At 65.8% G+C, this 24,171-nt stretch carries 18 protein-coding genes; 13 read left to right on the plus strand and 5 right to left on the minus strand.

Annotated features, from left to right (window positions below):
- Window positions 1-813 carry an SDR family NAD(P)-dependent oxidoreductase gene (locus tag ADT71_RS15770; protein ID WP_054438337.1) on the minus strand — a complete coding sequence of 271 codons (813 nt, stop codon included), beginning with the start codon at window positions 811-813 and terminating at the stop codon, window positions 1-3.
- A gap of 12 nt (window positions 814-825) precedes the next feature.
- Window positions 826-2,079, minus strand: coding sequence for an aldehyde dehydrogenase family protein (locus ADT71_RS15775; RefSeq protein ID WP_231635920.1), 1,254 nt, complete (start codon window positions 2,077-2,079; stop codon window positions 826-828).
- Window positions 2,080-2,520: 441 nt separating this feature from the next.
- Between ADT71_RS15775 and ADT71_RS15780 the strand changes: the two genes are divergently transcribed.
- Window positions 2,521-3,975 (plus strand): NAD-dependent succinate-semialdehyde dehydrogenase, encoded by a 1,455-nt coding sequence (locus ADT71_RS15780; protein WP_054438375.1) that lies wholly within the window; start codon window positions 2,521-2,523, stop codon window positions 3,973-3,975.
- Window positions 3,976-4,226: 251 nt separating this feature from the next.
- Complete coding sequence (locus ADT71_RS15785) at window positions 4,227-4,976, plus strand: SDR family NAD(P)-dependent oxidoreductase (RefSeq protein WP_054438339.1); 750 nt, start codon at window positions 4,227-4,229, stop codon at window positions 4,974-4,976.
- Between the two features lie 85 nt (window positions 4,977-5,061).
- On the opposite strand, the gene ppa is transcribed toward ADT71_RS15785, so the two are convergent.
- On the minus strand, window positions 5,062-5,610 hold the full coding sequence (ppa, locus tag ADT71_RS15790) for an inorganic diphosphatase (RefSeq protein ID WP_054438342.1): 549 nt from the start codon (window positions 5,608-5,610) through the stop codon (window positions 5,062-5,064).
- A gap of 258 nt (window positions 5,611-5,868) precedes the next feature.
- Complete coding sequence (locus tag ADT71_RS15795; RefSeq protein WP_054438344.1) at window positions 5,869-7,812, minus strand: M61 family metallopeptidase; 1,944 nt, start codon at window positions 7,810-7,812, stop codon at window positions 5,869-5,871.
- A gap of 104 nt (window positions 7,813-7,916) precedes the next feature.
- On the opposite strand from ADT71_RS15795, the gene hisS reads away from it, so the two are divergent.
- The 10 genes from hisS to ADT71_RS15845 all read left to right on the plus strand — a co-directional run bounded on the left by hisS (window position 7,917) and on the right by ADT71_RS15845 (window position 21,659).
- Window positions 7,917-9,188, plus strand: coding sequence for a histidine--tRNA ligase (gene hisS / locus ADT71_RS15800; protein ID WP_054438345.1), 1,272 nt, complete (start codon window positions 7,917-7,919; stop codon window positions 9,186-9,188).
- On the plus strand, window positions 9,185-10,255 hold the full coding sequence (prfA, locus tag ADT71_RS15805) for a peptide chain release factor 1 (RefSeq protein WP_054438347.1): 1,071 nt from the start codon (window positions 9,185-9,187) through the stop codon (window positions 10,253-10,255). The genes hisS and prfA overlap by 4 nt, the downstream gene beginning before the upstream one ends.
- On the plus strand, window positions 10,248-11,090 hold the full coding sequence (gene prmC / locus ADT71_RS15810; RefSeq protein ID WP_054438349.1) for a peptide chain release factor N(5)-glutamine methyltransferase: 843 nt from the start codon (window positions 10,248-10,250) through the stop codon (window positions 11,088-11,090). Before prfA ends, prmC begins: the two co-directional genes overlap by 8 nt.
- Window positions 11,091-11,327: 237 nt before the next feature.
- The gene (locus tag ADT71_RS15815) at window positions 11,328-12,266 is read left to right on the plus strand and encodes a DUF4167 domain-containing protein (protein WP_054438350.1); all 939 of its coding nucleotides are present in this window, start codon (window positions 11,328-11,330) and stop codon (window positions 12,264-12,266) included.
- Between the two features lie 207 nt (window positions 12,267-12,473).
- On the plus strand, window positions 12,474-14,123 hold the full coding sequence (gene lnt / locus ADT71_RS15820; protein ID WP_054438352.1) for an apolipoprotein N-acyltransferase: 1,650 nt from the start codon (window positions 12,474-12,476) through the stop codon (window positions 14,121-14,123).
- A 41-nt stretch (window positions 14,124-14,164) separates the two neighbouring features.
- On the plus strand, window positions 14,165-15,382 hold the full coding sequence (gene metK / locus ADT71_RS15825) for a methionine adenosyltransferase (protein WP_054438354.1): 1,218 nt from the start codon (window positions 14,165-14,167) through the stop codon (window positions 15,380-15,382).
- 373 nt (window positions 15,383-15,755) lie between these two features.
- Window positions 15,756-17,624 (plus strand): oligoendopeptidase F, encoded by a 1,869-nt coding sequence (gene pepF, locus ADT71_RS15830; protein WP_054438355.1) that lies wholly within the window; start codon window positions 15,756-15,758, stop codon window positions 17,622-17,624.
- Window positions 17,625-17,736: 112 nt separating this feature from the next.
- Complete coding sequence (locus ADT71_RS15835; RefSeq protein ID WP_054438357.1) at window positions 17,737-18,585, plus strand: sulfurtransferase; 849 nt, start codon at window positions 17,737-17,739, stop codon at window positions 18,583-18,585.
- Window positions 18,586-18,741: 156 nt separating this feature from the next.
- Window positions 18,742-21,060, plus strand: a complete 2,319-nt coding sequence (locus ADT71_RS15840; protein ID WP_156336623.1) for a tetratricopeptide repeat protein — start codon at window positions 18,742-18,744, stop codon at window positions 21,058-21,060.
- Window positions 21,012-21,659 carry a CHAT domain-containing protein gene (locus ADT71_RS15845; RefSeq protein ID WP_054438361.1) on the plus strand — a complete coding sequence of 216 codons (648 nt, stop codon included), beginning with the start codon at window positions 21,012-21,014 and terminating at the stop codon, window positions 21,657-21,659. The genes ADT71_RS15840 and ADT71_RS15845 overlap by 49 nt, the downstream gene beginning before the upstream one ends.
- Window positions 21,660-21,752: 93 nt before the next feature.
- On the opposite strand, the gene ADT71_RS15850 is transcribed toward ADT71_RS15845, so the two are convergent.
- Entirely contained in the window at window positions 21,753-22,871 is a 1,119-nt protein-coding gene (locus tag ADT71_RS15850; RefSeq protein ID WP_054438363.1) for an alkene reductase, read from the minus strand.
- Between the two features lie 116 nt (window positions 22,872-22,987).
- Here ADT71_RS15850 and ADT71_RS15855 point away from each other — a divergent pair, with 116 nt between their 5' ends.
- On the plus strand, window positions 22,988-23,926 hold the full coding sequence (locus ADT71_RS15855) for a LysR family transcriptional regulator (RefSeq protein ID WP_054438366.1): 939 nt from the start codon (window positions 22,988-22,990) through the stop codon (window positions 23,924-23,926).
- The last annotated feature ends 245 nt before the right edge of the window (window positions 23,927-24,171 follow it).

Below are 24,171 nucleotides of genomic sequence, written 5' to 3' on the forward strand. Positions count from 1 at the left end.
TCAGCCTCCTACCTTTCGGCCGGCCGAGAGCCCCCCGTCCACGGGAAGGTTCACGCCGGTCACGTTGCTGGCGAGATCGGAACAGAGAAACAGCGCCGCCGAAGCGGTGTCGCGCGGATCGATGGCGCGGCCGAGCGGATGGACGCGGCCCATGCCTTCCAGGATGCGGTCGCGGTGCTCGCTGTCGGGGTCCATCCCGGCATAGTGGGTGAGCATGCCCGCCGGACAGACCGCGTTCACGCGGATGCCCTTTTCCGCCACTTCGATGGCGAGCGCGCGGGTAAGCTGCACCACCGCGCCCTTGGTGGCGCCGTAGAACACCCCGCCATAGCCGATCAGCCCGGCAACCGAGGCGGTGGAGACGATGGCCCCGCCGCCCAGTCCGTCCTTGGCCTGCCTCTCGAACTGCCGGATCGCCGACTGGCAACCGTGGACCACGCCCATCACGTTGACTTCGGAGACGCGGCGCATCTCCTCGTCCTCGCACTCGATCAGGCTGCGCAGGCCCTTGCCGGGGACCGGGCTGATGGTGATGCCGGCGTTGTTGTAGATGCAGTCCAGCCGCCCGAACGCCTCCACGCCCGCCGCCACGGCGTGATCGACCGAGGCGGGATCGGAAACGTCGCATTCCACGGCGATGGCCTCGCCGCCCTCAGTCCGCACCATCGCAGCGGTGGCGACCGCTTCGTCCGCGTTTACGTCCACCGCGATCACTTTGGCGCCGTGTTCCGCAAAAAGCAGAGAGGCGGCGCGGCCCACACCCGATCCGGCCCCGGTAACCAGTGCGACTTTGCCTTCGAGCAGTCCTTGCATCCCGGTCCTCTCCTACCCGCCAATATTCAGCGTGGTCATGATCTGGAATTCGCGCAGCCCCTCGATGCCGCGCTCGCGGCCAAGGCCGCTCATCTTGATGCCGCCGCCGCTGGCATGACTGGAAGCGAGCGCACCGTTGACGTTCACCGCGCCGCTGCGGATCTTCAGCCCCACCTCCAACGCCTTGACCTTGTCCTTGCCGTGGACCCAGCCGGACAGGCCGAAGCGGCTGTCATTGGCCATTTCCACCGCGTGATCGAGGTCGCGGTAGCCGATCACCGAGACCACCGGCCCGAAGATCTCCTCCTGCGCGGCGGGATTGGCATTGTCGGGCAGGTCGAGCACGGTGGGCTCGAAGAAATAGCCCTTCTCCAGCCCATCGGGTCGCTTGCCTCCGCAGACCACGCGGCCGCCTCCCGCGACGGCGGCGGCAACGAAGTGCTCGCACCGCGCGCGCTGGGCGGCGCTGACGACCGGGCCAAGCTGGGTCGCCGGATCGCTGGCCGCGCCGATCTTCACGCCGGACAGCAATTTCGCCATCGCCTCCAGCACCTCGGCCTTGCTTTCCTGCGGCACGAAGACGCGGGTGCCGAGCACGCAGCCCTGCCCGGCGTGCGAGGTGCAGACGCTCATCGCCGCCATGGCCGCGCGGTCCACCGAATCCGGCAGGTAGATCTGCGCGGACTTGCCGCCGAGTTCGAGCACCAGCCGCTTCAACGTAGCCGCCGCCTGCTTCGCGACCTCCACGCCCACGGCGGAGGAGCCGGTGAAGCTCACCATGTCCACGCGCGGATCGCTGGTCAGGGCCTGAGCGCCCTCGACGCCCGCTTCGATCACGAGGTTGAATACACCTTGCGGCAGGCCCGCTTCCTCGGCCGCCTCGGCGAAGACCAGCGCGGAAAGCGGCGTCAGCGGATTGGGCCGCAGGATGACTGTGTTGCCCGCCATCAGCGCAGGCACGACCTTCCAGAGCGCGGTGTAGAACGGCACATTGTACGCCGAGATCGCCGCCACCACGCCGATCGGCGACCAGCGCTTCACGCTCTGCACCGCGAAATGGGCGTTGACCCGCTCGTGAAGGGGCAAGGGGTTGTCCTCGATCTCCGGCAGGCGGAGAATCAGATCGATGATTTCCCGCGCCATCCGCAACGGCGCCTGGACTTGCGCGCCCATCACCGTCGAGCCGACCGGACAGCCCGCTTCACGGATCGCGAGGTCTTTCAGCCGGTCGGCACGATCTTCCAGCGACGCAGCGAAGCGGGTCATCACTGCGGCGCGCGCCGCCATCGGCAAATGAGGCCATTCACCCTTGTCAAAAGCCGCGCGGCCGCGGAAATCCCGGCTTCCACCTGCCCTGCCGACAGCCCGGCAAGGTCCGCCACGACGCTTTCGTCGGAGGGGTCCAGCACCTCGAAACGGGCGCCTTCTCCGGCAAGGAACACACCGCCGACGTAGCCGGCTGAGGGGCTGGCGTTCGTGCCTACCAGGGGGCCTGCGCAGTCCAGAGCCTCTCTCCATTATTCATTATTGTGAATTTATGTTCGCAGATGAGACTAACCGAGGAGTTTCGGTGCGTCAATCGCGTCCACGCTGGCGCAGCCTCGCGCCGTGCCGGCGGTTGTCACTTCGGCGGGCGATCCCTATTCCATGCCCGCAACGAGAGGCCGGCGCGCCAGCGCCGCCACAACCAGCGAGGACCTGCACGAAATGGCGTACACCGACTTCCTCCGGCAGCAGTGCTACATCGACGGCAAGTGGTGCGATGCCGATTCCGGCGCGACTCTCGAAGTGACCGATCCCGGCACCGGCGCCGTCCTGGGCACGGTTCCCAAGATGGCGGGTGACGAAACCGCCCGCGCGATTGACGCGGCCGAGAAGGCCCTCCCGGCCTGGCGGGCGAAGACGGCCGGAGAGCGTGCGAAGCTGATGCGCAAGCTCTACGAGCTGATGCTCCAGCACCAGGACGACCTTGGCGAACTGCTCACCCGCGAACAGGGCAAGCCGCTGGCCGAAGGCCGGGGCGAGATCGCCTATGGCGCCAGCTTCATCGAATGGTTCGCCGAAGAGGGCAAGCGCGCCTATGGCGACGTGATCCCCGGCCATGCCCCGGATCGCCGCATCGTCTGCATCAAGCAGGGCGTCGGCGTGGTCGCCGCGATCACGCCCTGGAACTTCCCCAATGCCATGATCACCCGCAAGCTCGGCCCGGCGCTGGCGGCGGGCTGCACCATCGTTATCAAACCGGCATCGGCCACGCCCTATTCGGCGCTGGCCATCGCCCAGCTCTGCGAGATGGCCGGCATCCCGGCGGGAGTCGTCAACGTCGTCACCGGCAGCGCCGGGCAGATCGGCGGCGCGCTCACCTCGAGCCCGAAGGTGTCCAAGCTGACTTTCACCGGCTCGACCGAGATCGGCCGCGACCTGCTGCGCGAATGCGCCGAAACCATCAAGAAATGCTCGATGGAACTGGGGGGCAATGCGCCGTTCCTCGTGTTCGACGATGCCGACGTCGATGCCGCGATCGACGGCGCGATGATCTCCAAGTTCCGCAACGGCGGCCAGACCTGCGTCTGCACCAACAGGTTCTACGTCCAGGACGGCGTCTATGACGAATTCGTCGAGAAGCTGGCCGGGCGCGTCTCGGCCATGAAGGTCGGCTACGGGCTCGATTCCGGTACCGAAGTCGGCCCGCTGATCGACGAGAAGGCTGTCGAGAAGGTGGAGGAGCACCTCAAGGACGCCATAGACGGCGGTGCCACGGTGCTTGCCGGCGGCCAGCGCAACGAACGCGGAGGCTCGTTCTTCAACCCCACGGTGATCGCCGGGGTGAAGCCCGACATGAAGCTGGCACGCGAGGAAACCTTCGGACCGCTCGCCGGGGTGATCCGCTTCAAGGACGAGGCCGACGCCATCCGCATGGCCAACGACACGGAGTTCGGCCTGGCCAGCTATTTCTATGCCTCGGACATCAGCCGCGTGTGGCGCGTCGCCGAAGCGCTGGAAGCGGGCATGGTGGGCATCAACACCGGCCTCATCTCCACCGAGGTCGCGCCGTTCGGCGGCGTGAAGCAATCGGGTCTGGGGCGCGAAGGTTCGCACTACGGGCTCGATGACTACATGGAAGTGAAATATCTCTGCATGGGGATCAAACCGGCGGCCTGACGCCAGAACGATGGCAGGGGCGCCCGATTTGCGCGGCGCCCCTGCTCCCCCTCCCCCTCCCCTCAACGCGATGAATTGCCGCGGAACCGGCCGTTCGGCGGAGTGCGGCGATCATGTGCCGGGACTTCTCCTTTCGCCCCGGCGAATAATTGAACACAAGTTCAGCCCGGCTCTTCTGGCGGGTTCCGTTCCCGTCTAGCCTGCTCCCACGGAAAAATCGGGCGCACAGCGCCGGAACGGGAGACTGGATAATGTCCTACAAGGTTGCCATCGTCACCGGCGCCGCCGCCGGAATCGGCGCCGCTTGCGCCAAGCGCCTGGCCAGGGAGGGCGTGGCGGTCGCCGTGCTCGATCTCGATGCGGAGCGCTGCGAAGACACCGTCAGGGCCATCCGCGAAGCCGGCGGAACCGCGCTCGCGCTTGGCGCGGATGTGTCGAACCGCGCCTCGGTGAAAGCCGCCGTGGATCAGGTGCGCGAAAAGCTCGGCCCGATCTCGATCCTCGTCAACAATGCCGGCGTCACCGATTTCACGCCGTTCGAGGAACTCACCGACGAGCGCTGGGACTTCATCTATGCGGTCAACGTGCGCGGGCTCTTCATCATGACCCAGGAATGCCTGCCGGACATGAAGGCGGCGCACTGGGGCCGCATCGTCAACATCTCTTCATCGAGTGCGCAGACCGGGGCGATAAACATGATCCCCTATTCCTCCTCGAAGGGCGCGGTCGTGACGATGACCCGCTCCATGGCGCAGGAATTCGGCCCTCTCGGGATCACCGTGAACAATATCCCGCCCGGCTCGGTGATGGGCACGATCATGTCGGAAGCCAATCGCGACCGCTTCCAGATCCCGACCGAAGTCCTGCTCCAATCGGTGCCCGTGCGCCGTCTTGGCGAACCGAACGATATCGCCAATGCATGTGCCTGGCTGTGCCACGAGGATACCGGCTACGTCACCGGCCAGACCATCGGCGTCAACGGCGGGCGCGTGGTTACCTGAACCCACGGCCGAAACATAAAGGGCCGACGGTTTGCACCGCCGGCCCTCGTTCCACATGGGGGGTGGTGGAACTGCTAAATTCGAATCAGGCCTGAGCGCCCTTGCCTTCGGTGTTATAGCGCTCGATCGCCTCGATGACGATCTGCCGCGCTTCATCGGCGCCGCCCCAGGTTCCGACGCGCACCCACTTCTCCTTTTCGAGATCCTTGTAGTGGGTGAAGAAGTGCTCGATCTGGCTGAACACGATCGGCGGCAGATCGCCCTTTTCCTGAACGTCGGAATAATAGGGGAAGGTGGCGTCGTCGGGAACGCAGACCAGCTTCTCGTCGCCGCCGTGCTCGTCTTCCAGGTTCAGCACCGCGATCGGGCGAACGCGCACGACCGAGCCGGGCACGAAGGGCGAGCGGGCAACGACCAGCGCGTCAAGCGGATCGCCATCGGGCGAAAGCGTGTGCGGCACGAAACCGTAGTTGGCGGGGTAACGCATCGGCGTGTGCAGGATACGATCGACGAACAGCGCGCCCGAGTCCTTGTCGAACTCATACTTCACGGGCTCACCACCAACGGGAACCTCGATGATGACGTTCAGGCTCTCCGGCGGGTTCTTGCCGACAGGAATCATGTCGATGCGCATGTTGGTCCTTCATTTACAGGCACGGGTCAGGCGTGCCGGTTCATCTTTGACCGGGGGGCTTAGCCTTGCGGTTAATGCATCGCAACCGCCTTCTCGCACTTGCGGCGCATCGTTTGCGACACTTGCGCCGCTGCGATGGAGCCCGGAACGCGGGATTGCGCCTCGCAGAAATGCGTAACCCGGAGAACGGCACGTGCCATCCCCCGGGTTACGCTATAAGTTTCCGCAACTTACCTGAATGCGGTCACTTCGTGCCGGTTACTTCCCGCGCGGCGCCAGCAGGCGATCAAGCCCGTTGACCTTGCCCGGCGTGGTGCTTTCCAGCCAGGGCCAACGCAGGCCGCCGTGATAATCCAGCGCCACGGTGCTGAATGCGTCGCCGCGCTTGACCAGCAGCGAGATCGGCTCCTTCGCCGTCTTCGCCGCCGTGATCGCATCCTTGACGACTTCGCCGCTATAGGCCGTGCCGTTCACCGCCACGACCTTCACGCCGCTGACGAGACCGGCATTGTAGCCAAGCCCGTCGAACACCGCGCCGGTCACAGTGCCTTCGTTATCCAGCGTCACGCCCAGCGAATACGTAAGGTCGAGCGACTTGCGCGAATCCGAGACGCCCTTGTCGTAGCCGTTCTGCGTGTCCTTCCAGACCAGCTTGTAGCCCCCCATCTCGATGCCCTTGGTCGGCGCCGGCTGGTTGGTGTCATAGATGCGGGTCTTGAGGAAACCGGCCCAGTCGTAAGGATAGACGCCGTTCAGCGTCCTGGCGACTTCGTCGAAATCATACGTCAATTCGCCCCAGTCGCCATCGCGCACGCCGAAGAAGGCCTTTGCGAAATCGTCGAGGCCCTTCTTGCCGCCGGTGCCCTGGCGGATGATCTGATCCGCTTCAAGCCAGGTCAGCGCACCTTCGACGTAATAGTCTTCGGTGCGGGTGACGGAAGTGTAGGGCAGCGGACGGCGCATGTTGAGGACCGGCGCGAAAGTGGTGTCCTCCACCGAACGCCAGCCGCGACCCGGCGTGGCTTCCGAATAGCGCGCGACGGCGCCTGCCAGCGTGTCGAGGATCGTCTGCTTGGTCTGCACGCCCGAGCGCGCCGCGAGGATGTAGCCCCAGAACTGGGTCTGGCCCTCATAGACCCAGAGCAGCGTGTTCTGCATCGGCTGCTGGTAGTCCGGCGTCCAGAGGTCGGCCGGGCGGCGGTACTTTCCGTTCCAGCTATGGACGAATTCATGCGGGATCACGTTGCGATCCCAGTCCATCTTGTCCCAGTCGGTCCAGACCTTGGGCTCCATCTGGTTCTCGCTCGAACGATGGTGCTCGAGGCCGATGCCGCCCATGCGGTCGGTCAGTGCCAGCAGGAAGTCGTAGTGGTCGAAATGGCGCGCGCCGAACGTCAGCAGCGCTTCCGACACGAGATTGCGATAAGCCTTCATGTTCTCGGGCTTGATGCCGAGCAGCTTCGCCTCGTCGGCAACGACATCCATGCTGACGTCATGGCCCAGATCCCAGCGCTGGGCGTACTTGCCCGCGAAGACCGGCTCGTCGACCAGGCGCTCGTAGTCGGTCGCCGTCCAGGTCACGCTGTCGCCCTGCTGCACTTTCCCGTCGAGCGAGGTGTAGACGGTCCAGCCGGCCGGGAACTTCACGGTCGGCTTCACGGTCACGCCGCGGGTGTAGTAGCCCGAGGGATAAAGGCTCATCTTCTCCCACTGGAGGTTGAGCATTTCCTGCGTCATCGTGATGCGGCCTTCCTTGGCCTGCACCGGCGAGGTGTGGATGAACTTCGCCGTGACGACCTGCGTTCCGGCCGGAAGCTCCAGATGGAAGGCATTCACGGCCACGGTGTCGCGCTGCCACTTGATCTCCTTGCCGTCGGCAAGGAAATGGATCTGCGCGAGCAACGCGGCGGGGCCGGTCGGCGAGTGATTGCCCGGCAGCCAGCTCGGCTGGACGAGGGTCAGCTTGTCGGTCCCCGACGCGACCGGGAACTGCTGCGTGACCCGGTAGACGCCATGGACGACATCGCTCGCGTCGATATCGAGCGAGATGGTCCCGGCATAAGCCTTGTCCTGCGCAGCCGGCAGCGGCGCGGGCAACGCGGGCGCCATCGGCCGGCTCCGCTGGGCGGATTCCTGCGCGAGGGCGGGGGTTGAAACGGAAAGTAGGGCGAGGAGCGTGACGACCGCGGAACGATATTTCATTACGTCATTCTTTGCGACAGTTGCCGGATTTGGCAACCGTCCAATCCACTAAACGGATCGGGGCCACTTTCCCCGCCGCTCCAATCGGGCTAAGCGCGCGCGTCATGAGCAGCACACCGAGCAACACCCCCCTGGGCAAGACGCCTCAGGCGATCCGCGGAACCCAGGATATCTTCGGCATCGACGCCGAGGCTTTCGCGCACGTTGTCGAGACGTTCGAACGCGTCCGCAAGCTCTATCGTTTCCGCCGCGCCGAAATGCCGGTCTTCGAGAAGACCGAAGTGTTCTCCCGCTCGATCGGCGAGACGACCGACGTCGTGTCCAAGGAAATGTACTCGTTCGAGGATCGCGGCGGCGAATCGCTGACCCTGCGCCCGGAATTCACCGCCGGCATCGCCCGTGCCTACCTGACCAACGGTTGGAAGCAGTTCGCCCCGGTCAAGCTGGCCACGCATGGGCCGCTGTTCCGCTACGAACGCCCGCAAAAGGGCCGTTACCGCCAGTTCCACCAGATCGACGCCGAACTGATCGGCTCGCCCGAACCGCTCGCCGACGTGGAACTGCTGGTCATGGCAGACCACCTCCTCAAGGAGCTGGGCATTTCGGACGGCGTCACGCTCCAGCTCAACACCCTGGGCGACGTTGCCAGCCGCGAAGCCTGGCGCGCCGCGCTGATCGAATACTTCCGCGCCCACAAGGATGCGCTTTCGGAAGATTCGCAGGACCGCCTGGAGCGCAATCCGCTGCGCATCCTCGATTCCAAGGACCCGCGCGACAAGGTCTTCGTCAGCGATGCGCCCCGGATCGACGATTTCCTCTCGGCCGAGGCACAGGACTTCTTCGGCGCGGTGACTCACGGCCTCGACGCTGCCGGCGTGGCTTACGAGCGCGCGCCTTCGCTGGTTCGCGGGCTCGACTACTATCGCCACACCGCTTTCGAATTCGTGACCGACCGGCTTGGCGCGCAGGGCACGGTGCTGGGCGGCGGCCGCTATGACGGTCTGATGGAAAGCCTTGGCGGCCCGGCTACGCCAGCAGTCGGCTGGGCTGCGGGGATCGAGCGCCTGTCGATGCTCGTCGCCGATGCCGGCACGCTTACCGAAGCCCCGCTGACCGTGGTTCTCGCAGTGGAGGACGATGCCGCGCTGGGTTATGCCCAGAAGGTCATCACCGCGCTGCGCTTCCAGGGCCTCGACGCCGAGATGGTCGCCACCGGCAGCGCCCGCAAGCGCTTCGACAAGGCCGTGAAGATGGGCGCCCGGGTGCTCGTCTCGTTCGGCACGAAGGATGGCCTGCCGAGCGCGAACCTGCGCGCGGCCGAGCCGACCGCCGAATACCTCGCGGTCGAGCAGGTTCTCCAGTCGGTCCACCCGTGAGCATTTCCGACGTCCGCCTCGGCCAGATCGCCGCGCGTTTCGCGGAACTTGAGGCACGCCTTGCCTCGGGTACGCTGGAAGGCGACGCCTTCGTCGCCGCCAGCCGCGATTATGCCGAACTGGAACCGGTGGCGCGCGTTGCCGCTGAAGTCGTGTCGATGCGCGGCGAACTGGTATCGCTCCAGACCCTGGAAGACCCGGACCCCGACATGCGCGCACTGGCCGAGGAGGAAATCTTCCGCCTCAAGGGCCAGTTGCCCGAAACCGAACGTCAGCTCGCCATCGCCATGTTGCCGCGCGATGCGGCCGACGTCCGCCCGGCCATGCTGGAAATCCGCGCCGGAACCGGCGGCGATGAAGCCGCGCTTTTCGCGGCCGATCTCTACCGCATGTACGAGCGCTATGCCGCCGAGCAGGGCTGGCGGGTCGAAATGGTCAGCGCCAACGCCAGCGACGTCGGCGGCTTCAAGGAAGTCGTCGCCAACGTTACCGGCTCGGGCGTTTTCGCCAAACTCAAGTTCGAAAGCGGCGTCCACCGCGTACAGCGCGTGCCGGTCACCGAATCGGGCGGCCGGATCCATACCTCCGCCGCCACGGTCGCGGTGCTGCCCGAACCGAGCGAGGTGGATGTCCAGATCGAGGACAAGGACCTCAAGATCGATATCTACCGCGCTTCCGGCGCGGGCGGCCAGCACGTCAACACGACCGATTCGGCGGTGCGCATCACTCACCTGCCCACCAATCTCGTGGTGATCTGCCAGGACGAGCGCAGCCAGCACAAGAACAAGGCCAAGGCCATCCAGGTCCTGCGCGCGCGCCTCTACGAGAAGATGCGTGACGAGGCCCATGACGCCGAGGCCGAGGCCCGCAAGGCCATGGTCGGCTCGGGTGACCGCTCCGAACGCATCCGTACCTACAATTTCCCGCAGGGGCGCGTCACCGATCACCGTATCAACCTGACGCTGCACCGCCTGCCGGAAATCCTCGAAGGGCCGGGCCTTGCCGAAATGATCGACGCGCTGATCGCCGAGGACGAGGCCAAGCGCCTCGCCGCGATGGATGCCTGAAAAAACAGTCGGCGAGGCGATCCGCGACGCAGCGGAGCGCCTTGCCGCGACCAGCGACACCGCCCGGCTGGATGCCGAAGTGCTCATGGCCCATGCCCTGCACACTTCGCGCTCGTCCCTGCTGCTTTCCCGCATGCGCGACGATGCCCCCGCCGGCTTCGCCGCGCTGGTTGCACGCCGGGCGGAGCACGAACCGGTCGCCTATATCACCGGCCAACAGGAATTCTTCGGCTTGCCCTTCACGGTCGGCCCCGACGTGCTCATTCCGCGCGGCGATTCGGAAGTTCTCGTCGAAGCCGCCCTTGCGGCCCGCCCCGATGCCCGTTCCGTGCTCGACTGCGGCACCGGATCGGGCGCGCTGCTCCTGGCTGTGCTCGCGAACCTCCCGCAGGCCCGCGGCGTGGGCATGGACAGTTCGCCCGGCGCCCTCGCAACCGCGAAGGCGAATGCACAAGCCCTCGGCCTTGCCGATCGCGCGCGCATGGTTGCGGCGGACTGGCTCCTCAGCGACTGGGCCGATGCCCTCGGCGGCCCCTTCGATCTCGTGCTGGCCAATCCGCCCTATGTCGAGACGACGGTGGAACTCGATCGCTCGGTCGCCTCCTATGAGCCTGCCAGCGCCCTTTATTCCGGCGAACTGGGCCTTGATGACTACCGGATTCTGATACCGCAATTGCCCAGCCTGCTGGCGCCCGGCGGCGTCGCCCTCGTCGAGATCGGTCATGAACAGGCAAAATCCGTCGCCGAGATCGGCCAGCTTGCCGGCCTCGCCAGCCGTCTCCACCGCGACCTCGGTAATCGTCCGAGAGTGTTGGAGTTTTCAACAGCCGCGTAAGTTTTCACTTGGAATCGCCGTCCGGAATGCCTAAGGATTACGGCGAACCGGTACATGGATGGAATTTCCCATGCGGACGGTTCGCCTCCATCACTTGCAGACAGTCGCGGACGGAAACGCCTCGACCGGGCAACAGTGGAGTTCACGGCACTCGGGGGCGATCCGTGATCATGTGACGTGTGGCAGATCGGCCCGACGGGAACAGGCCGGTGCCCTGGGTTTTGAGGAAATAAATCCTTGAATAATAATCGTGGTAACAACCGTCGGCGTGGCCGCGGTAATAATCGCCAGCAAGGCGGCCAGCAGACCAATCGGATCGACAGCAGGGCTCGCGGCAATGCGCCGCAGCTGCTGGAGAAGTATCGCAAGCTGGCACATGACGCGCATCTCAATGGCGACCGCGTGACTGAGGAATATTACCTTCAGTTCGCGGACCACTATTTCCGCGTGATCGCCGACCAGAAGCAGCGCCAGGAAGATTCGCGCCAGCCCCGCCGCGACGATCGTTCGTCGGATTACGGCGACGACTACGGCACGGACGAATATGGCGATTACGATGCGCCTGCCAGCCAGGAACGGCAGGAACGTCCCGAGCGGCAGGAACGTCCCGAACGCCAGGATCGACCTGAGCGGCAGGAACGTCCCGAACGTCAGGAGCGCCCTGAACGTCAGGAGCGCCCTGAACGTCAGGAACGCAGCTTCGACCGCCAGGACCGTCCGCAGCGTCAGGACCGTGCTCCGCGCGCCGAGCAGCAGGCTGAGGAACCGACCGCCGAGGCGACCGGTAACGAAGCCGAGCCCGAGCGTTCGGTCTACGAACCGGCCGAAAACCCCTTCGTGCGTGACAACCGCCCTTCGCGCGGCCTGAAGCAGCGCAAGCCGCGTCGCACCCGTGACGAGGCCGGCGGCGAAGGCGAAAGCAACGCGGCTTCCGCCTATGTTGCTGCTGCCGAACCTGCGGCCAACCTCGACCCGGCCATCTTGCCTCCCGCGATTTCGGCTGCGCCCGCCAAGCGGACGCCCAAGGCCGCCGCGGAAAAGCCCGCGGCTGAAAAGTCGGACGATGTGAAGTCCGATGAAACCGCCGAGGAAAAACCGCGCCGTCGCCGTACCCGCAAGGCCGCTACCCCGGCCGACGAAGGTGGCGACAGCCCGCTGGAAGCGGTCAACTCCTGAAACGAAACGCGAATGCGCCTAGCGCGCATTCGCTGACGTTCCGATCCACGGCCCACGTCCCGCCACAAGGCGAGACGTGCGTTGGCGTTTCATCCCGCCGGCAAGAAGCGAACCCGGCGCGAACTCCGCTTGCTTCCGGCCATCTTGCCCGTACATAGCCGCAGCAATGGATTCCCTACGGCGCGAGGCCCGGTTCTGAAACCCGCAATGGACTTCCTGAACCGCCATCTGCGCCTTGCGGCGGGGTTTGCAGCGATTCTCGCCGGGGCCATGGCGGCCTGCGGCTTCCAGCCCCTCGCACTCTGGCCGCTGACGTTGCTCGGCGTGGCCTGGCTTGCCGAACTGATCACACGTGCGCCGGGATGGCGGCGTGCCCTCTTGATCGGCTGGTGCTTCGGCCTCGGGCACTTCACGCTGGGGGACAACTGGATCGCCACGGCATTCACTTACCAGGCCTCCATGCCCGCCTGGCTGGGGATGATCGCGGTATTCCTGCTGTCGCTCTACCTCGCGATCTATCCCGGCCTCGCCGCGCTGGCGGGCTGGTTGCTGCTGAGGCTGGATCGCGGCCGCAGGGACGGTCCGCGTGATGTGCCGGGGCCGGGCGCCTTCCTCATTCTCGCGCTGGCACTCGCCGCCGCCTGGATCGTGAGCGAATGGCTGCGCGCCTGGGTCTTCACCGGCTTTGCCTGGAACCCGCTCGGCGTGGCTCTGCTCGGCGGCTTCCAAAGCCGCGGCCTCGCGCTGGCGGCACCGTGGGTGGGGACTTACGGTCTTTCCGGCCTGCTGGTCCTGATCGCCTGCCTCCCCGGCCTCCTCTGGCGGATGATCCGCAGCTTCAAAGGCCCTGCGCGCTGGAGCTGGGTGCTGCCCGGATTCGCCGTCTACATCCCGCTCACGATGCTGATGGCGCAGCCCGATCCCTGGGCACAGCGCAGCGAGGGAGCGATCCGCTTCACGCTGGTCCAGCCCGACATCCGACAGGAACGGATCGACGATCCGCGCCTTTACGAGGCCAATTTCGTGCAACTGGCGAGCCTTTCCGTTCCCCGCTCGCCGGGGGACAGGCGCTTGGTCTTTTGGCCGGAATCCGGCCTTGGGGACTATATTCGCGACGGTTATCCCCCCTTCCTCTACCGCATGTACACATATGCCGGAGACCCGGTTCTCGCCCGCGAGCGGATCGGGCGGGTAATCGGCCCTTACGGCCTGCTGATGACCGGTGCGGTGGATCTGGTGATGGAGGGCGATCAGGCCGTGGCCGCGCGCAACTCGGTTTCCGCGATCGACGGCAATGGCAACCTGCTGGCAAGCTATTCCAAGGCGCATCTGGTCCCCTACGGCGAGTACCTTGCCCTGCGCTGGCTGCTCGAACCCCTTGGCGCCACCCGTTTCGTAGCCGGAAACCTAGACTTCTGGCCCGGCCCGGGCCCGCGCACCGTCGACTTCGGCGAATGGGGCAAGGCCGGCATCCAGATCTGCTACGAGATCGTCTTCAGCGGGCAGGTCGTCGATCCCCGCGTAAGACCTGACTATATCTTCAACCCGTCCAACGACGGCTGGTTCGGGAGCTGGGGCCCGCCGCAGCACCTCGCCCAGGCCCGGCTTCGTGCTATCGAGGAAGGCCTGCCCGTCATGCGCTCGACCACGACCGGGATCAGCGCCGTGATCGATGCCGATGGTATCGTGCGCTCGTATGTCCCCTGGCATAGCGCAGGAAGGCTCGACGGAAGCATTCCGCCGCCTCACGAGCCCACGCCGTTCGCACGGTTCGGCAACTTGCTGCCGCTGACGCTTGCCCTCGGTTTCTGGCTTGTTGCGGTTTCCGTTATTGCGCTCCGGCGTCGGCGCGGGTAGACCCGTAACCACATAAAGATTTCTTTATATGTGGTGTCACGATGCGCAATGACTATGTCTTCACCTCCGAGAGCGTCTCGGAAGGCCATCCCGACAAGGTTTCGGACCAGATTTCCGACGCCATCGTCGATCTCTTCCTGTCGAAGGACCCGGAAGCCCGCGTCGCCTGCGAAACCCTGACCACCACCCAGCGCGTCGTCCTCGCCGGCGAAGTGCGTGGCAAGGGGATGATCGACAAGGACGGCCACTGGGAAGACGGCGCGCAGGAGGAAATCCAGCACATCGTCCGTGAAACCGTGAAGCGCATCGGCTACGAACAGGCCGGCTTCCACTGGCAGGACCTGCTGTTCGAAAACCACCTGCACCCGCAGAGCGCGGACATCGCGCAAGGCGTGGACTCGGCCGGCAACAAGGACGAAGGCGCGGGCGACCAGGGCATCATGTTCGGTTTCGCCTGCGACGAGACGCCGGACCTCATGCCGGCCACGCTCGACTACAGCCACAAGATCCTCGAACGCCTCGCAGCGGACCGCCATTCGGGCGCCGCGCCGTTCCTCGAACCCGACGCCAAGAGCCAGGTGACCCTGCGCTTCAAGGACGGCGTGCCGGTGGAGGCGACCGCCGTGGTCGTCTCGACGCAGCACAAGGCCGGTTACCACGAAGGCGCCAAGGACGCGGAACTCAAGGCTTACGTGAAGAAGGCCGTGGGCGAGATCCTGCCCGCGGGCTTCGTCACCGAGAACACCAAGTTCCACATCAACCCGACCGGCAAGTTCGAAATCGGCGGCCCTGACGGCGACGCCGGCCTGACCGGCCGCAAGATCATCGTCGACACTTACGGCGGCGCGGCCCCGCATGGCGGCGGCGCTTTCTCGGGCAAGGACCCGACGAAGGTCGACCGTTCGGCTGCCTATGTCACCCGCTACCTCGCCAAGAACGTCGTCGCGGCGGGCCTGGCCAAGCGCTGCACGATCCAGATCGCCTATGCGATCGGCGTTTCCGAGCCGCTTTCGCTCTACGTCGACACGCACGGCACCGGCAAGGCCAGCGATGCCGAACTCGAAGTGGCGATCACCAAGGTCGCGGCTGACGCGCTTGGCGGCCTGACCCCGCGCGGTATCCGCGTCGGTCTTGGCCTGAACAAGCCGATCTACGGCAAGACCGCGGCCTATGGCCACTTCGGCCGCAAGCCGGAGGGCGACCTGTTCCCCTGGGAACGCACTGACCTTGCCGATGCGCTGAAGGCCGCACTGGCCTGACCGGCCGCACCTTCGAAGGCATTGAAACGGCCGGGTTTCCGAAAGGAAGCCCGGCCCGTTCGCTTTGGCGCGGAGCCGGTCCGGCCCTCGCCATCGATGAACCGCCAACCTTGATCGACCAACGACGGCTTCCGGCTTGCACTGCGCGGCAAGCGGTCTAGGTCGTAAACTCATAAACGGCGCCATCGAGGCGCCCAAATGGCCCAGCGCTGCGTCGGGAAGGCTTGAAATATCGACATATTCCATCACCTTCCCTCCTGGCGCTGAGCCATTTTGCCTCAAACCTCGATGGTGCCGTTTATGAGTTTACGACCTAGCCTCATGGCATCGGCTTGCCGCGCCTTGCCGGCAGGCATCAAGGGACACACTCCACATGATCGAACTCGACCGCCGCGGCGCCCTGGGACTGGCTGCCGCGCTTCCGCTCGTATCGGCATTGCCCGGTCTCGCCAGCAGCGCCGCCGCCGCCACGAACGATCTTGCCGCCTGGGATCTCACTGATCTCTATCCCGACCTTGCAAGCTGGGAAACCGCCCGCAAGCAGGTGATGGATGCCCTGCCCCGCCTTGCCGCATACAAGGGCATGCTCGGCCAGAGCGCCGAGGCCATGGCGAAAGTGCTTGAGGACATCTCCGCCGTCACTCTCAAGGCGATCCGCGTCTACACTTATGCCGCGCTCAAGGCCGACGAGGACCTGCGCATCGCCCCCAACCAGGAACGCCAGGCCCAGGTGCAGGACATGTTCGCCGCCTTCGGAGAGGCGACCGCCTGGACCAGCCCGGAAATCCTCGCCGCGGGCAAGGACAAGGTGGAGCGCTTCATCGCCTCCAACGATGCGCTGAAGCGCCGCTTCGCCTTCTCGCTGCGCAATACCCTGCGCAAGGCCGACCACACGCTCGACACACAGGGCGAGCAGATCCTCGCGGCCGCATCGTCGCCGCTCTCCGGTCCCGGCACGATCCGCGAACAATTGTTCAACTCGGACATCCCCTGGCCCACGATCACCCTTTCGGACGGACGCGAAACCCGGCTCGACAGCCAGGGCTATTCGCTTACCCGGGATGCCGCGAACCGCGAGGACCGCAAGAAGGTGTTCGATGCCTACTTCGGAGAGATGGGCAAGTTCGAAAGCTCGCTGGGCGCCGCCATGGCCGCCAAGCTCAAGGGCGACGTCTTCGAGGCGCGCATCCGCAAATACCCCAATTCGCTCGCCATGGCCCAGGCGGACGACGATGTGCCCGAGACCGTCTACCGCACGCTCGTATCGGCCACGAACGAAGGGCTTCCCCAGCTTCACCGCTATTTCCAGCTCCGCCGCAAGATGCTGAAGCTGCCGGATATCCATTATTACGACATCTACCCGCCGCTGGTCAGCCTCGACCGCAAGTTTACGCTCGCCGACATGCGCAACATCACGTTGAAAGCCGTCGCCCCGCTCGGGCCGGATTACGTGAAGCAGCTGGGCGAGGCGACCGCGGCCCGCTGGATGGATCCGCTTCCCCGGCCCGGCAAGACGTCCGGCGCCTACATGAACGGCTCCGTCTACGACGTGCACCCCTACCTGCTGCTCAACCTCGGCGAGAACTACGAAGGTCTGTCCACTTACGCGCACGAGTGGGGCCATGCCATGCACAGCCTGCTGGCGAAGTCCGCCCAGCCGTTCGAACTGGCGGACTATCCCACTTTCACGGCGGAAATCGCCTCGACCTGCAACGAACTGCTGCTCACCGACTACATGCTGGACCAGGCCAAGACGAAGCAGGAGCGCATCTACTACCTCGGCATGCGGCTGGAAGGGCTGCGCGGCACTTACTTCCGGCAAACGATGTTCGCGGAGTTCGAACTGAAGATGCACGAGATGGCGGAGGCCGGTCAGGGCCTTTCCGGCGAGAGCCTGACGAGGGTCTATCTCGATCTGCTGAAACGCTATCACGGCCCGGATTTCGTGATCGACGAACCCTATGCGATCGAATGGGCCTATATCCCGCACTTCTTCAGCTTCTTCTACGTCTACCAGTACGCCACCTCGATCACTGCGGGGACATGGTTCGCCAATGCCATCCTCAAGGGAGGAAACACAGAGCGCGAACGCTATCTCGACGTGCTGCGCGCGGGCGGCTCGGACCATCCCACGGCGATCCTCAAACGGGCCGGTCTCGACATGACCAGCCCCCAGCCCTACCGCGATCTCATCGCCGGGTTCGGCCAGACGATAGACGAGATCGAATCCCTGCTCGGCTAAGCCGGCGATCCGACCGTAATTCGGGACGGGAGGCGTCGACATCGCGCCTTCCCCGTCCTACCTGCCGCACGATTGCACCGGCCATTCTCCGTGGCTGACCCAAGGCTGACCCATGGCATATGAAACGCTGATTTCCGTCTCCCAACTCCATGACCTGCTGGCTTCCGGGGAGGACGTGCTGATCCTCGACTGCGACTTCGAGCTGGGCCAGCCGGACAAGGGCCGCGAAAGCTATCGCGCCGGGCACCTTCCCGGCGCGCGCCATGCCCATCTCGACGACGACCTGGCCGGGCCGCCGGACGGTACCAACGGTCGCCATCCGCTGCCCGCCCCGGTCGCGCTCGCCGCGTTCCTGCGCGGACAGGGACTGAAGCCGGGACAGCAGGTCGTCGCCTGCGATTCCAGCGGCGGGGCCTGGGCCGCCCGCGCCTGGTGGCTGCTGCGCTGGGTCGGCCATGCCCCGGTCGCCGTGCTGGACGGCGGCAAGCAGGCATGGCTCGCGGCAGGCCTGCCGATCGAAACCGGAGAGCCTGCCCCCTGTGCACCGGGTACTTTCGTTGCGGGCGAACCGCTGGTGCCCGCCCCGGTAAATGCCGCGCAAGTGCTCGCAAATATCGAAACCGGCGCCGCGCAGACGCTCGACGCCCGCGATCCGTCGCGGTTCCGGGGCGATCCCAATCCGATCGACCCCGTTGCCGGGCACATCCCGGGCGCGCGAAACCGGTTCTTCCGGGACAACCTCGGCCCGGACGGACGCTTCCGTTCTGCCGATGAACTAGCTGCCCGCTTCAGCGACCTGCTCGGCGGCCGGCCCGCGATACTCAGTTGCGGTTCGGGCGTAACCGCCTGCCACAATGCACTCGCCATGGCCGTGGCGGGGCTGGCCGAACCACATCTCTATCCCGGCTCGTGGAGCGAGTGGATCGCCGATCCGGCGCGTCCCGTCGCCACGGGTGACTGACGGCCGGCCGCATCGAAGCCGCTCTCGAAAGCTGCAATTCCCGCCGAAGAACAATTACATCCTTGCCGTCAGGCCGCATTCCTGTGCTTGACGAACATCGTACCGGAAATCGGGGGCTGGCCCCGAAGCGATGAATTCTTCCGGTCGGGGGCGACGATGACGATGCGGCTCTGGGCAGGCCTGACAGCATGCCTCCTGGCGGGGACGGCAATGGGCGGGTCAGGCACGGCCATGGCCCGTCCTGCACCTTTGCCGGGCCAGCTCGCCAGCGAGCTTCATGCCCTTGCCGACTATGACACCTCGGGCGACCCGCAAGCCGCGCTGAACCGGATCGACGCGCTGCTCGCAAAGGCGCGCAAAACCCGGGGCCTCGACCCTGTGGACCTGCTTCTTGCCGATGCCACGCGCGGCGAAGCCCTGTTCTGGCTCGGCCGCTACGCGGAAGCGCTCGCCGTCTTCCGCCGGTTCGATGCGGAAATGACCGCTCGCGGCCAACCGATGACACCGCGCCGGGCCGACATCGTCAACAATATCGGTTCCGCGCTCTCCAGCCTCGGAAAGCTCGACGAGGCCCACGGCTACAAACAGCGCGCTCTCGCGATCGCCGAGGAGATCTCCGGGCCGGGCAGCAGCGAATATGCCGCCGCGCTCTACGGGCTCGCGGTGATCGACTATCGACGCGGCCTGCCGCTGGAGGCGATCCCGAAAGTCGAGCAGGCCCTCGCCATCAGCCGCGCCGCTGCGGAGCGCACGGGAACGAACCTCGAAAATCCCGCCATCTACGGCATCACGCTGTCGACCCTTCGCATACAGGCAGGCGATTCCGCCTCCGCCGTCGATGCTGCCCGCGATGCCGCCAGCTGGGCCGAGGCTCGCCTTGGCAAGGGACACCGGATCACGCTGGCATCGCTCAATGCACTGGGGGCCGCGCTCAACGATGCCGGCCTCTACGGACGGGCCACCCCGATCCTGCGCCGCGCGCTGGACTTGCGCATGGCGAACCCTTCGCCTGACCAGCGCGACGTCGGCTATTCGCTCAATGCGCTGGCCTACTCGCTCGACCTCGCCGGTTTTTCCGAAGAAGCGCGTCCTTTCTACGAGCGCTCGGCAGCGATCTTCGAGGCATTGCCACCTTCGGGCCAGTCGATGTCGGGCGCCAACATCTTCGGCCAGATCGCACGCATCGCGCGGGACGACGGAGAAACCGAAACCGCGCTGGCCCTTTATCGCAAGGCACTGGCGCTGGCTCGCCGCAACGCGGCCTCTCCCGACGATCCCGAAGTGCTGTGGGCCGAATTCAGCCTCGCCAAGATGCTGAATCTGACGGGCGATCCAAAAAGCGCGCTGGCGCTGCTCGATCACGTCAACGCGGGCTATGCGAAGCGGGCGCAGGCCGCCAACCTCGATCGCATCTCCGGTCTCGCGCTGCGGGGTCTTATCGATGCGCGTCAGGGCGATCCGGTCGGTGCGCTCGAACGGCTGAAACCCGTCCTGGCTACCTTGCGCGAACATCTGCTGGACCGGGCATCCCCGGCTGCGGGCTCGGTGCGCCTGCGCGATCAGGCTTCGGGGCTCTTCGTGCTCGAAAGCCGCGTGGCGCTTGCCGCCGGGGACATGGAAACCGCGTTCGGCGCCCTCCAGATGGCGGGAATGGGGGACCTCCAGACCGCGTTTGGCGGCGCAGGTCCCTATCGCGGCGGCCATGGCCCCGAAGCCGAAGAGGCCATTCGCGCCTACCGCAACGAAGCCGCCGAACTGCGCGCCCTGCGCCGAGAACGTGACCGGGCGACCGGCGACGGCCAAAGCCTGTCCCCAGATGCTGCGGAAAAGCTCGCCGCATCGGAAACGCGCCTTGTCCGGCTCGATGCCGAGATCGCGCGGCTTGTCCCCGGCCATACCGCGCTGTCCAGCCTGGCCCCCGCCGGGCTCATCGCCACCCGCGCACACTTGCGCGGCGATCAGGCGGTTCTCCTTTACGGACAGGATGCCGAAGGTCTGGTCGTGCTTGCGGTCACGCGCGGGGGCATCGCTTCCGCGCTGGTGCCGGTGACACCGCGCCGCCTGCTCGACCTGCAACGCCGCCTGCGCGGATCGATCGAGGAAGGCGTGCTAACGGACGGCCGATCCGCTTTCGACCGGCAGGCTGCCCACGAACTCTACACGCTGCTGTTCCCTACCCCTATCGCACGCGCCGTGCATGACCGCGAAGAGTTGGCTGTCCTCGCGCAGGGCACCCTGGCCGCGCTGCCGTTCGACCTGCTCGTCACCGCACCGCCCCGCGGATCGGACAGCGATCCACAAGCCCTGCGCGAAACCCCGTGGCTGGTCAGGACTCACGCCGTCGGCACCCTGATAAGCGCTTCCACGCTGTCATCCGGTACATCGCGAAGAGCCGGCCGGCGCGGATTCGTCGCATCGGCGCTCCAGTGCTGCGAAATCCCGATGCCGATGCCTCTGATGCCGTCGCCACGGTAGTCTCCGCCCTCCCCGGCCTGCCGAGCCTGCCCGGCGCCGGGAATGAGCTTGCCGCGATGGCCGCAACCTTCAGGGGCGAACGCCGGCTGCTCCTCGGCTCCGGCGCCACCGAGGCAGCGGTCAAGGCCGCGCCGCTGGACCGGGCGGGGGTGATCGCCTTCGCCACGCACGGACTGGTGGGCGGCGCCTATCGCAACATGCTCGAACCCGCGCTCGTCCTGACGCCTCCCGCCGATGCGGGCGGGTCCGAAGACGGGTTGCTCACGGCCTCGGAAATCGCGCGGCTCAAGCTCGACGCGGACTGGGTGATCCTTTCCGCCTGCGACACCAGTGCGGGCGACAGCGAGAATGCGCCGACCTATTCCGGCCTGGCACAGGCCTTCATTTCCGCCGGCGCCCGTTCGCTGCTGCTGTCGCACTGGCCGGTGCGGGACGATGTCGCCAGCCGGCTGACACTGGCCACGGTGAAAGGCGCGCGTGGACATACCCGCCGCGCCGAAGCGCTGCGCCGGGCCCAACTCGATGTGCTGGGCGACCGGAGCGTGGCGGGCGCGGCCCATCCGGCGATCTGGGCGCCGTTCGTGCTGGTGGGGAACTAGGTCGTAAACTCATAAACGGCACCTTCGGCCCGAGCTGTTCGCCATTTGGGCGCCTCGATGGTGCGTTTATGAGTTTACGACCTGGTGCTTGGTTCAGCCATTTTTGCCGGCTTCCTCTTCCTCCCAGGTGGGGTAATCGGTGTAGCCGCGCGCGCCGAGGTCACCGTACCAGGTAGCGCGGTCGGCAGCGTTGGTCGGATGGCCGGCGCGCATGCGCTCGACCAGGTCGGGGTTGGCAATGAACGGGCGGCCGAAGGCGATGAGGTCGAGCTCGCCCGACTGCAGGGCCGCCTCGGCGGTGTCCTTCTCGAAGCCGCCTGCGGCAATCAGGATGCCGGTATAGGTGTTACGGAAATCGCGTGCGAAGTTTTCGGGCATCTTCTCGGCGCCAATCGTCAGCTGATCGCTGAGATGCACATAGGCAAGGCTGCGCTTCTCGAACTCGCCCGCCAGCGTGACCCAGGTTTCGGCCTCGTCTTCGTAGGGCTTCATGCCGAACAGGCGGCCGAACGGCGAGACGCGCACGCCGACCCGGTTGCTGCCGATCTCCGCGCTGATCGCGTCGAGCGTTTCGAGCATGAAGCGCAGGCGGTTCGCGATCGAGCCACCATAGCGGTCCTCGCGCTTGTTGAACGCGCCGTTGACGAACTGCTCGAAGAGGTAGCCATTGGCGCCGTGGAGCTCGACGCCGTCGAAACCGGCATCGATGGCCGTGCGCGCCGCCCGCACGAAGTCGTGGGTAATTCGGGCGACTTCTTCGGTCTCAAGCGCGCGCGGAGGGCTGGCAGCGAGCGTCTTGGCGGTGCCGTTCTCGTCGCGCCCGAAAGCCCAGACGTTCTCGCCCACGCTTGATGAACACGAAACCGGCGACTGTTCCTCGCCCAGGATCGAGGTGTGCGAGACACGCCCCACATGCCAGAGCTGGGCAAACATGCGGCCACCTTTCGCGTGAACCGCGTCGGTCACACGCCGCCAGCCTGCGACCTGCTCGCGCGTATAGAGGCCCGGATTGAACAGGTAGCCGCAGCCTTCCAGCGAGACCGGGGCCCCTTCGCTGATGATGAGGCCTGCGTCAGCGCGCTGGCTGTAGTACTTCACGGTCAGGTCGTCGGGCACGGTGTCGAGCGCCCGCGCCCGGGTCATCGGCGCCATGACGACGCGGTTTCGCAGTTGGAGACCGGAGAGGTCGAAGGGCTCGAAAAGCTTGGTCATGGGAATCCTGGAAAGTACGGGTTTGGAATTGGAGCGATGCGTTGCTCCTAATTAGAGTGGAACTGAGGGCTGATAATCCCCTTGCCATTCCAGCCAGCCGATCCCACAATTCCCGAATGGACACGCAAGACCGATTTTCCGGACTGATGGAATTCGTCACGACCGTGCGCCAGGGGAGCTTCGCGGCCGCCGCCCGGGAGCTGGGTGTCACGGGTTCCGCGGTCGGCAAGAGTATCACGCGCCTGGAGGCGCGCCTCGGGACCAAATTGCTGCACCGGACAACGCGGCTTTTGACCCTGACCGCCGAAGGCCAGCTCTACCTCGATGCGTGCCAGAGGATCATCGATGACCTGGAAGGGACCGAACTGGCGATGGCGTCGGGGCGGGACACGCCGGTAGGGACGCTTCATCTCAACCTGCCTGCGGCGTTCGGGCGCAAACACGTGATGCCGATCCTGCTGGATCTCACGGCCCGGTACCGCCACCTCCACCTCTCGGTGATGTTCACCGAGCGCACGGCCAACGTCATCGATGAGGGCATCGACCTCGCCGTGCGCATCGGCGCGCTCGGCAACGACGCGGACCTGACCGCGCGGCGGCTCGGCACCCAGCGGCTCCTGATCTGTGCCTCCCCGGACTACCTTGCGCGCCATGGCGCCCCGACAACTCCGGAGGAATTGACACAGCGTGATTGCATCATCGGTTGGAGGCGCGTTCCCCGACCGGTGTGGTTGCTGAAGGATGAGGCCGGTGGCGAGATCGCTCAGGAAGTGAAGGTACGCCATGAATTCAGCGACGGCGAAGCGATCGTCGCGGCCGTTCTGGCGGGAGAAGGCCTGTCCCAGCTCCCGACCTGGTTGATCGGCAAGGAGCTTGCTTCAGGCGCTCTTGTGCCGGTGCTGGAGGAATTTGCCGGCGCACAAATGCCGATCCACCTCGTCTGGCCCAGCTCCCGCTATGAGCAGCCGCGCCTGCGCATAGTGATCGACGCCCTGGCTGCCGCGGCGCAAGAGCCGGGATCGTGCTTTACGCCAGAAGCGCCTTCCCGAGACTAATGCCACCAGAAATTGACAAGGATAGGTTCTGCAGCGGCTCGCGACCCTTCGGTCGTTCAGCGGTCGAATTCCCGTTCCCCGGTGCAGTCCTGTCCACTTGCCCATCCCATACGCCCACGCCGGGCCGGGTTGCGGCTATAGCTGATGGGGTGGACGCCCCCGACAGCCTTTATGGCAAAGTGGAGGTGTTGAAGCACCACTGAGGAGGCGTCCGTGTCACAGGTTACCACAATCGGTCTGGATAT

The sequence above is a fragment of the Novosphingobium sp. ST904 genome, from assembly GCF_001298105.1.
In the GTDB taxonomy this organism is placed as follows: Bacteria; Pseudomonadota; Alphaproteobacteria; order Sphingomonadales; family Sphingomonadaceae; genus Novosphingobium.

Bases quoted from the DNA above. Each gene is read 5' to 3' on its own strand.
- ADT71_RS15840 (WP_156336623.1), top strand. From the start codon at position 18,742: ATGACGATGCGGCTCTGGGCAGGCCTGACAGCATGCCTCCTGGCGGGG.
- prmC (WP_054438349.1), top strand. From the start codon at position 10,248: ATGCCTGAAAAAACAGTCGGCGAGGCGATCCGCGACGCAGCGGAGCGC.
- ADT71_RS15780 (WP_054438375.1), top strand. From the start codon at position 2,521: ATGGCGTACACCGACTTCCTCCGGCAGCAGTGCTACATCGACGGCAAG.
- ppa (WP_054438342.1), bottom strand. From the start codon at position 5,610: ATGCGCATCGACATGATTCCTGTCGGCAAGAACCCGCCGGAGAGCCTG.
- ADT71_RS15770 (WP_054438337.1), bottom strand. From the start codon at position 813: ATGCAAGGACTGCTCGAAGGCAAAGTCGCACTGGTTACCGGGGCCGGA.
- ADT71_RS15775 (WP_231635920.1), bottom strand. From the start codon at position 2,079: ATGACCCGCTTCGCTGCGTCGCTGGAAGATCGTGCCGACCGGCTGAAA.
- pepF (WP_054438355.1), top strand. From the start codon at position 15,756: ATGATCGAACTCGACCGCCGCGGCGCCCTGGGACTGGCTGCCGCGCTT.
- ADT71_RS15850 (WP_054438363.1), bottom strand. From the start codon at position 22,871: ATGACCAAGCTTTTCGAGCCCTTCGACCTCTCCGGTCTCCAACTGCGA.
- ADT71_RS15795 (WP_054438344.1), bottom strand. From the start codon at position 7,812: ATGAAATATCGTTCCGCGGTCGTCACGCTCCTCGCCCTACTTTCCGTT.
- lnt (WP_054438352.1), top strand. From the start codon at position 12,474: ATGGACTTCCTGAACCGCCATCTGCGCCTTGCGGCGGGGTTTGCAGCG.
- hisS (WP_054438345.1), top strand. From the start codon at position 7,917: ATGAGCAGCACACCGAGCAACACCCCCCTGGGCAAGACGCCTCAGGCG.
- ADT71_RS15855 (WP_054438366.1), top strand. From the start codon at position 22,988: ATGGACACGCAAGACCGATTTTCCGGACTGATGGAATTCGTCACGACC.
- ADT71_RS15785 (WP_054438339.1), top strand. From the start codon at position 4,227: ATGTCCTACAAGGTTGCCATCGTCACCGGCGCCGCCGCCGGAATCGGC.
- ADT71_RS15835 (WP_054438357.1), top strand. From the start codon at position 17,737: ATGGCATATGAAACGCTGATTTCCGTCTCCCAACTCCATGACCTGCTG.
- metK (WP_054438354.1), top strand. From the start codon at position 14,165: ATGCGCAATGACTATGTCTTCACCTCCGAGAGCGTCTCGGAAGGCCAT.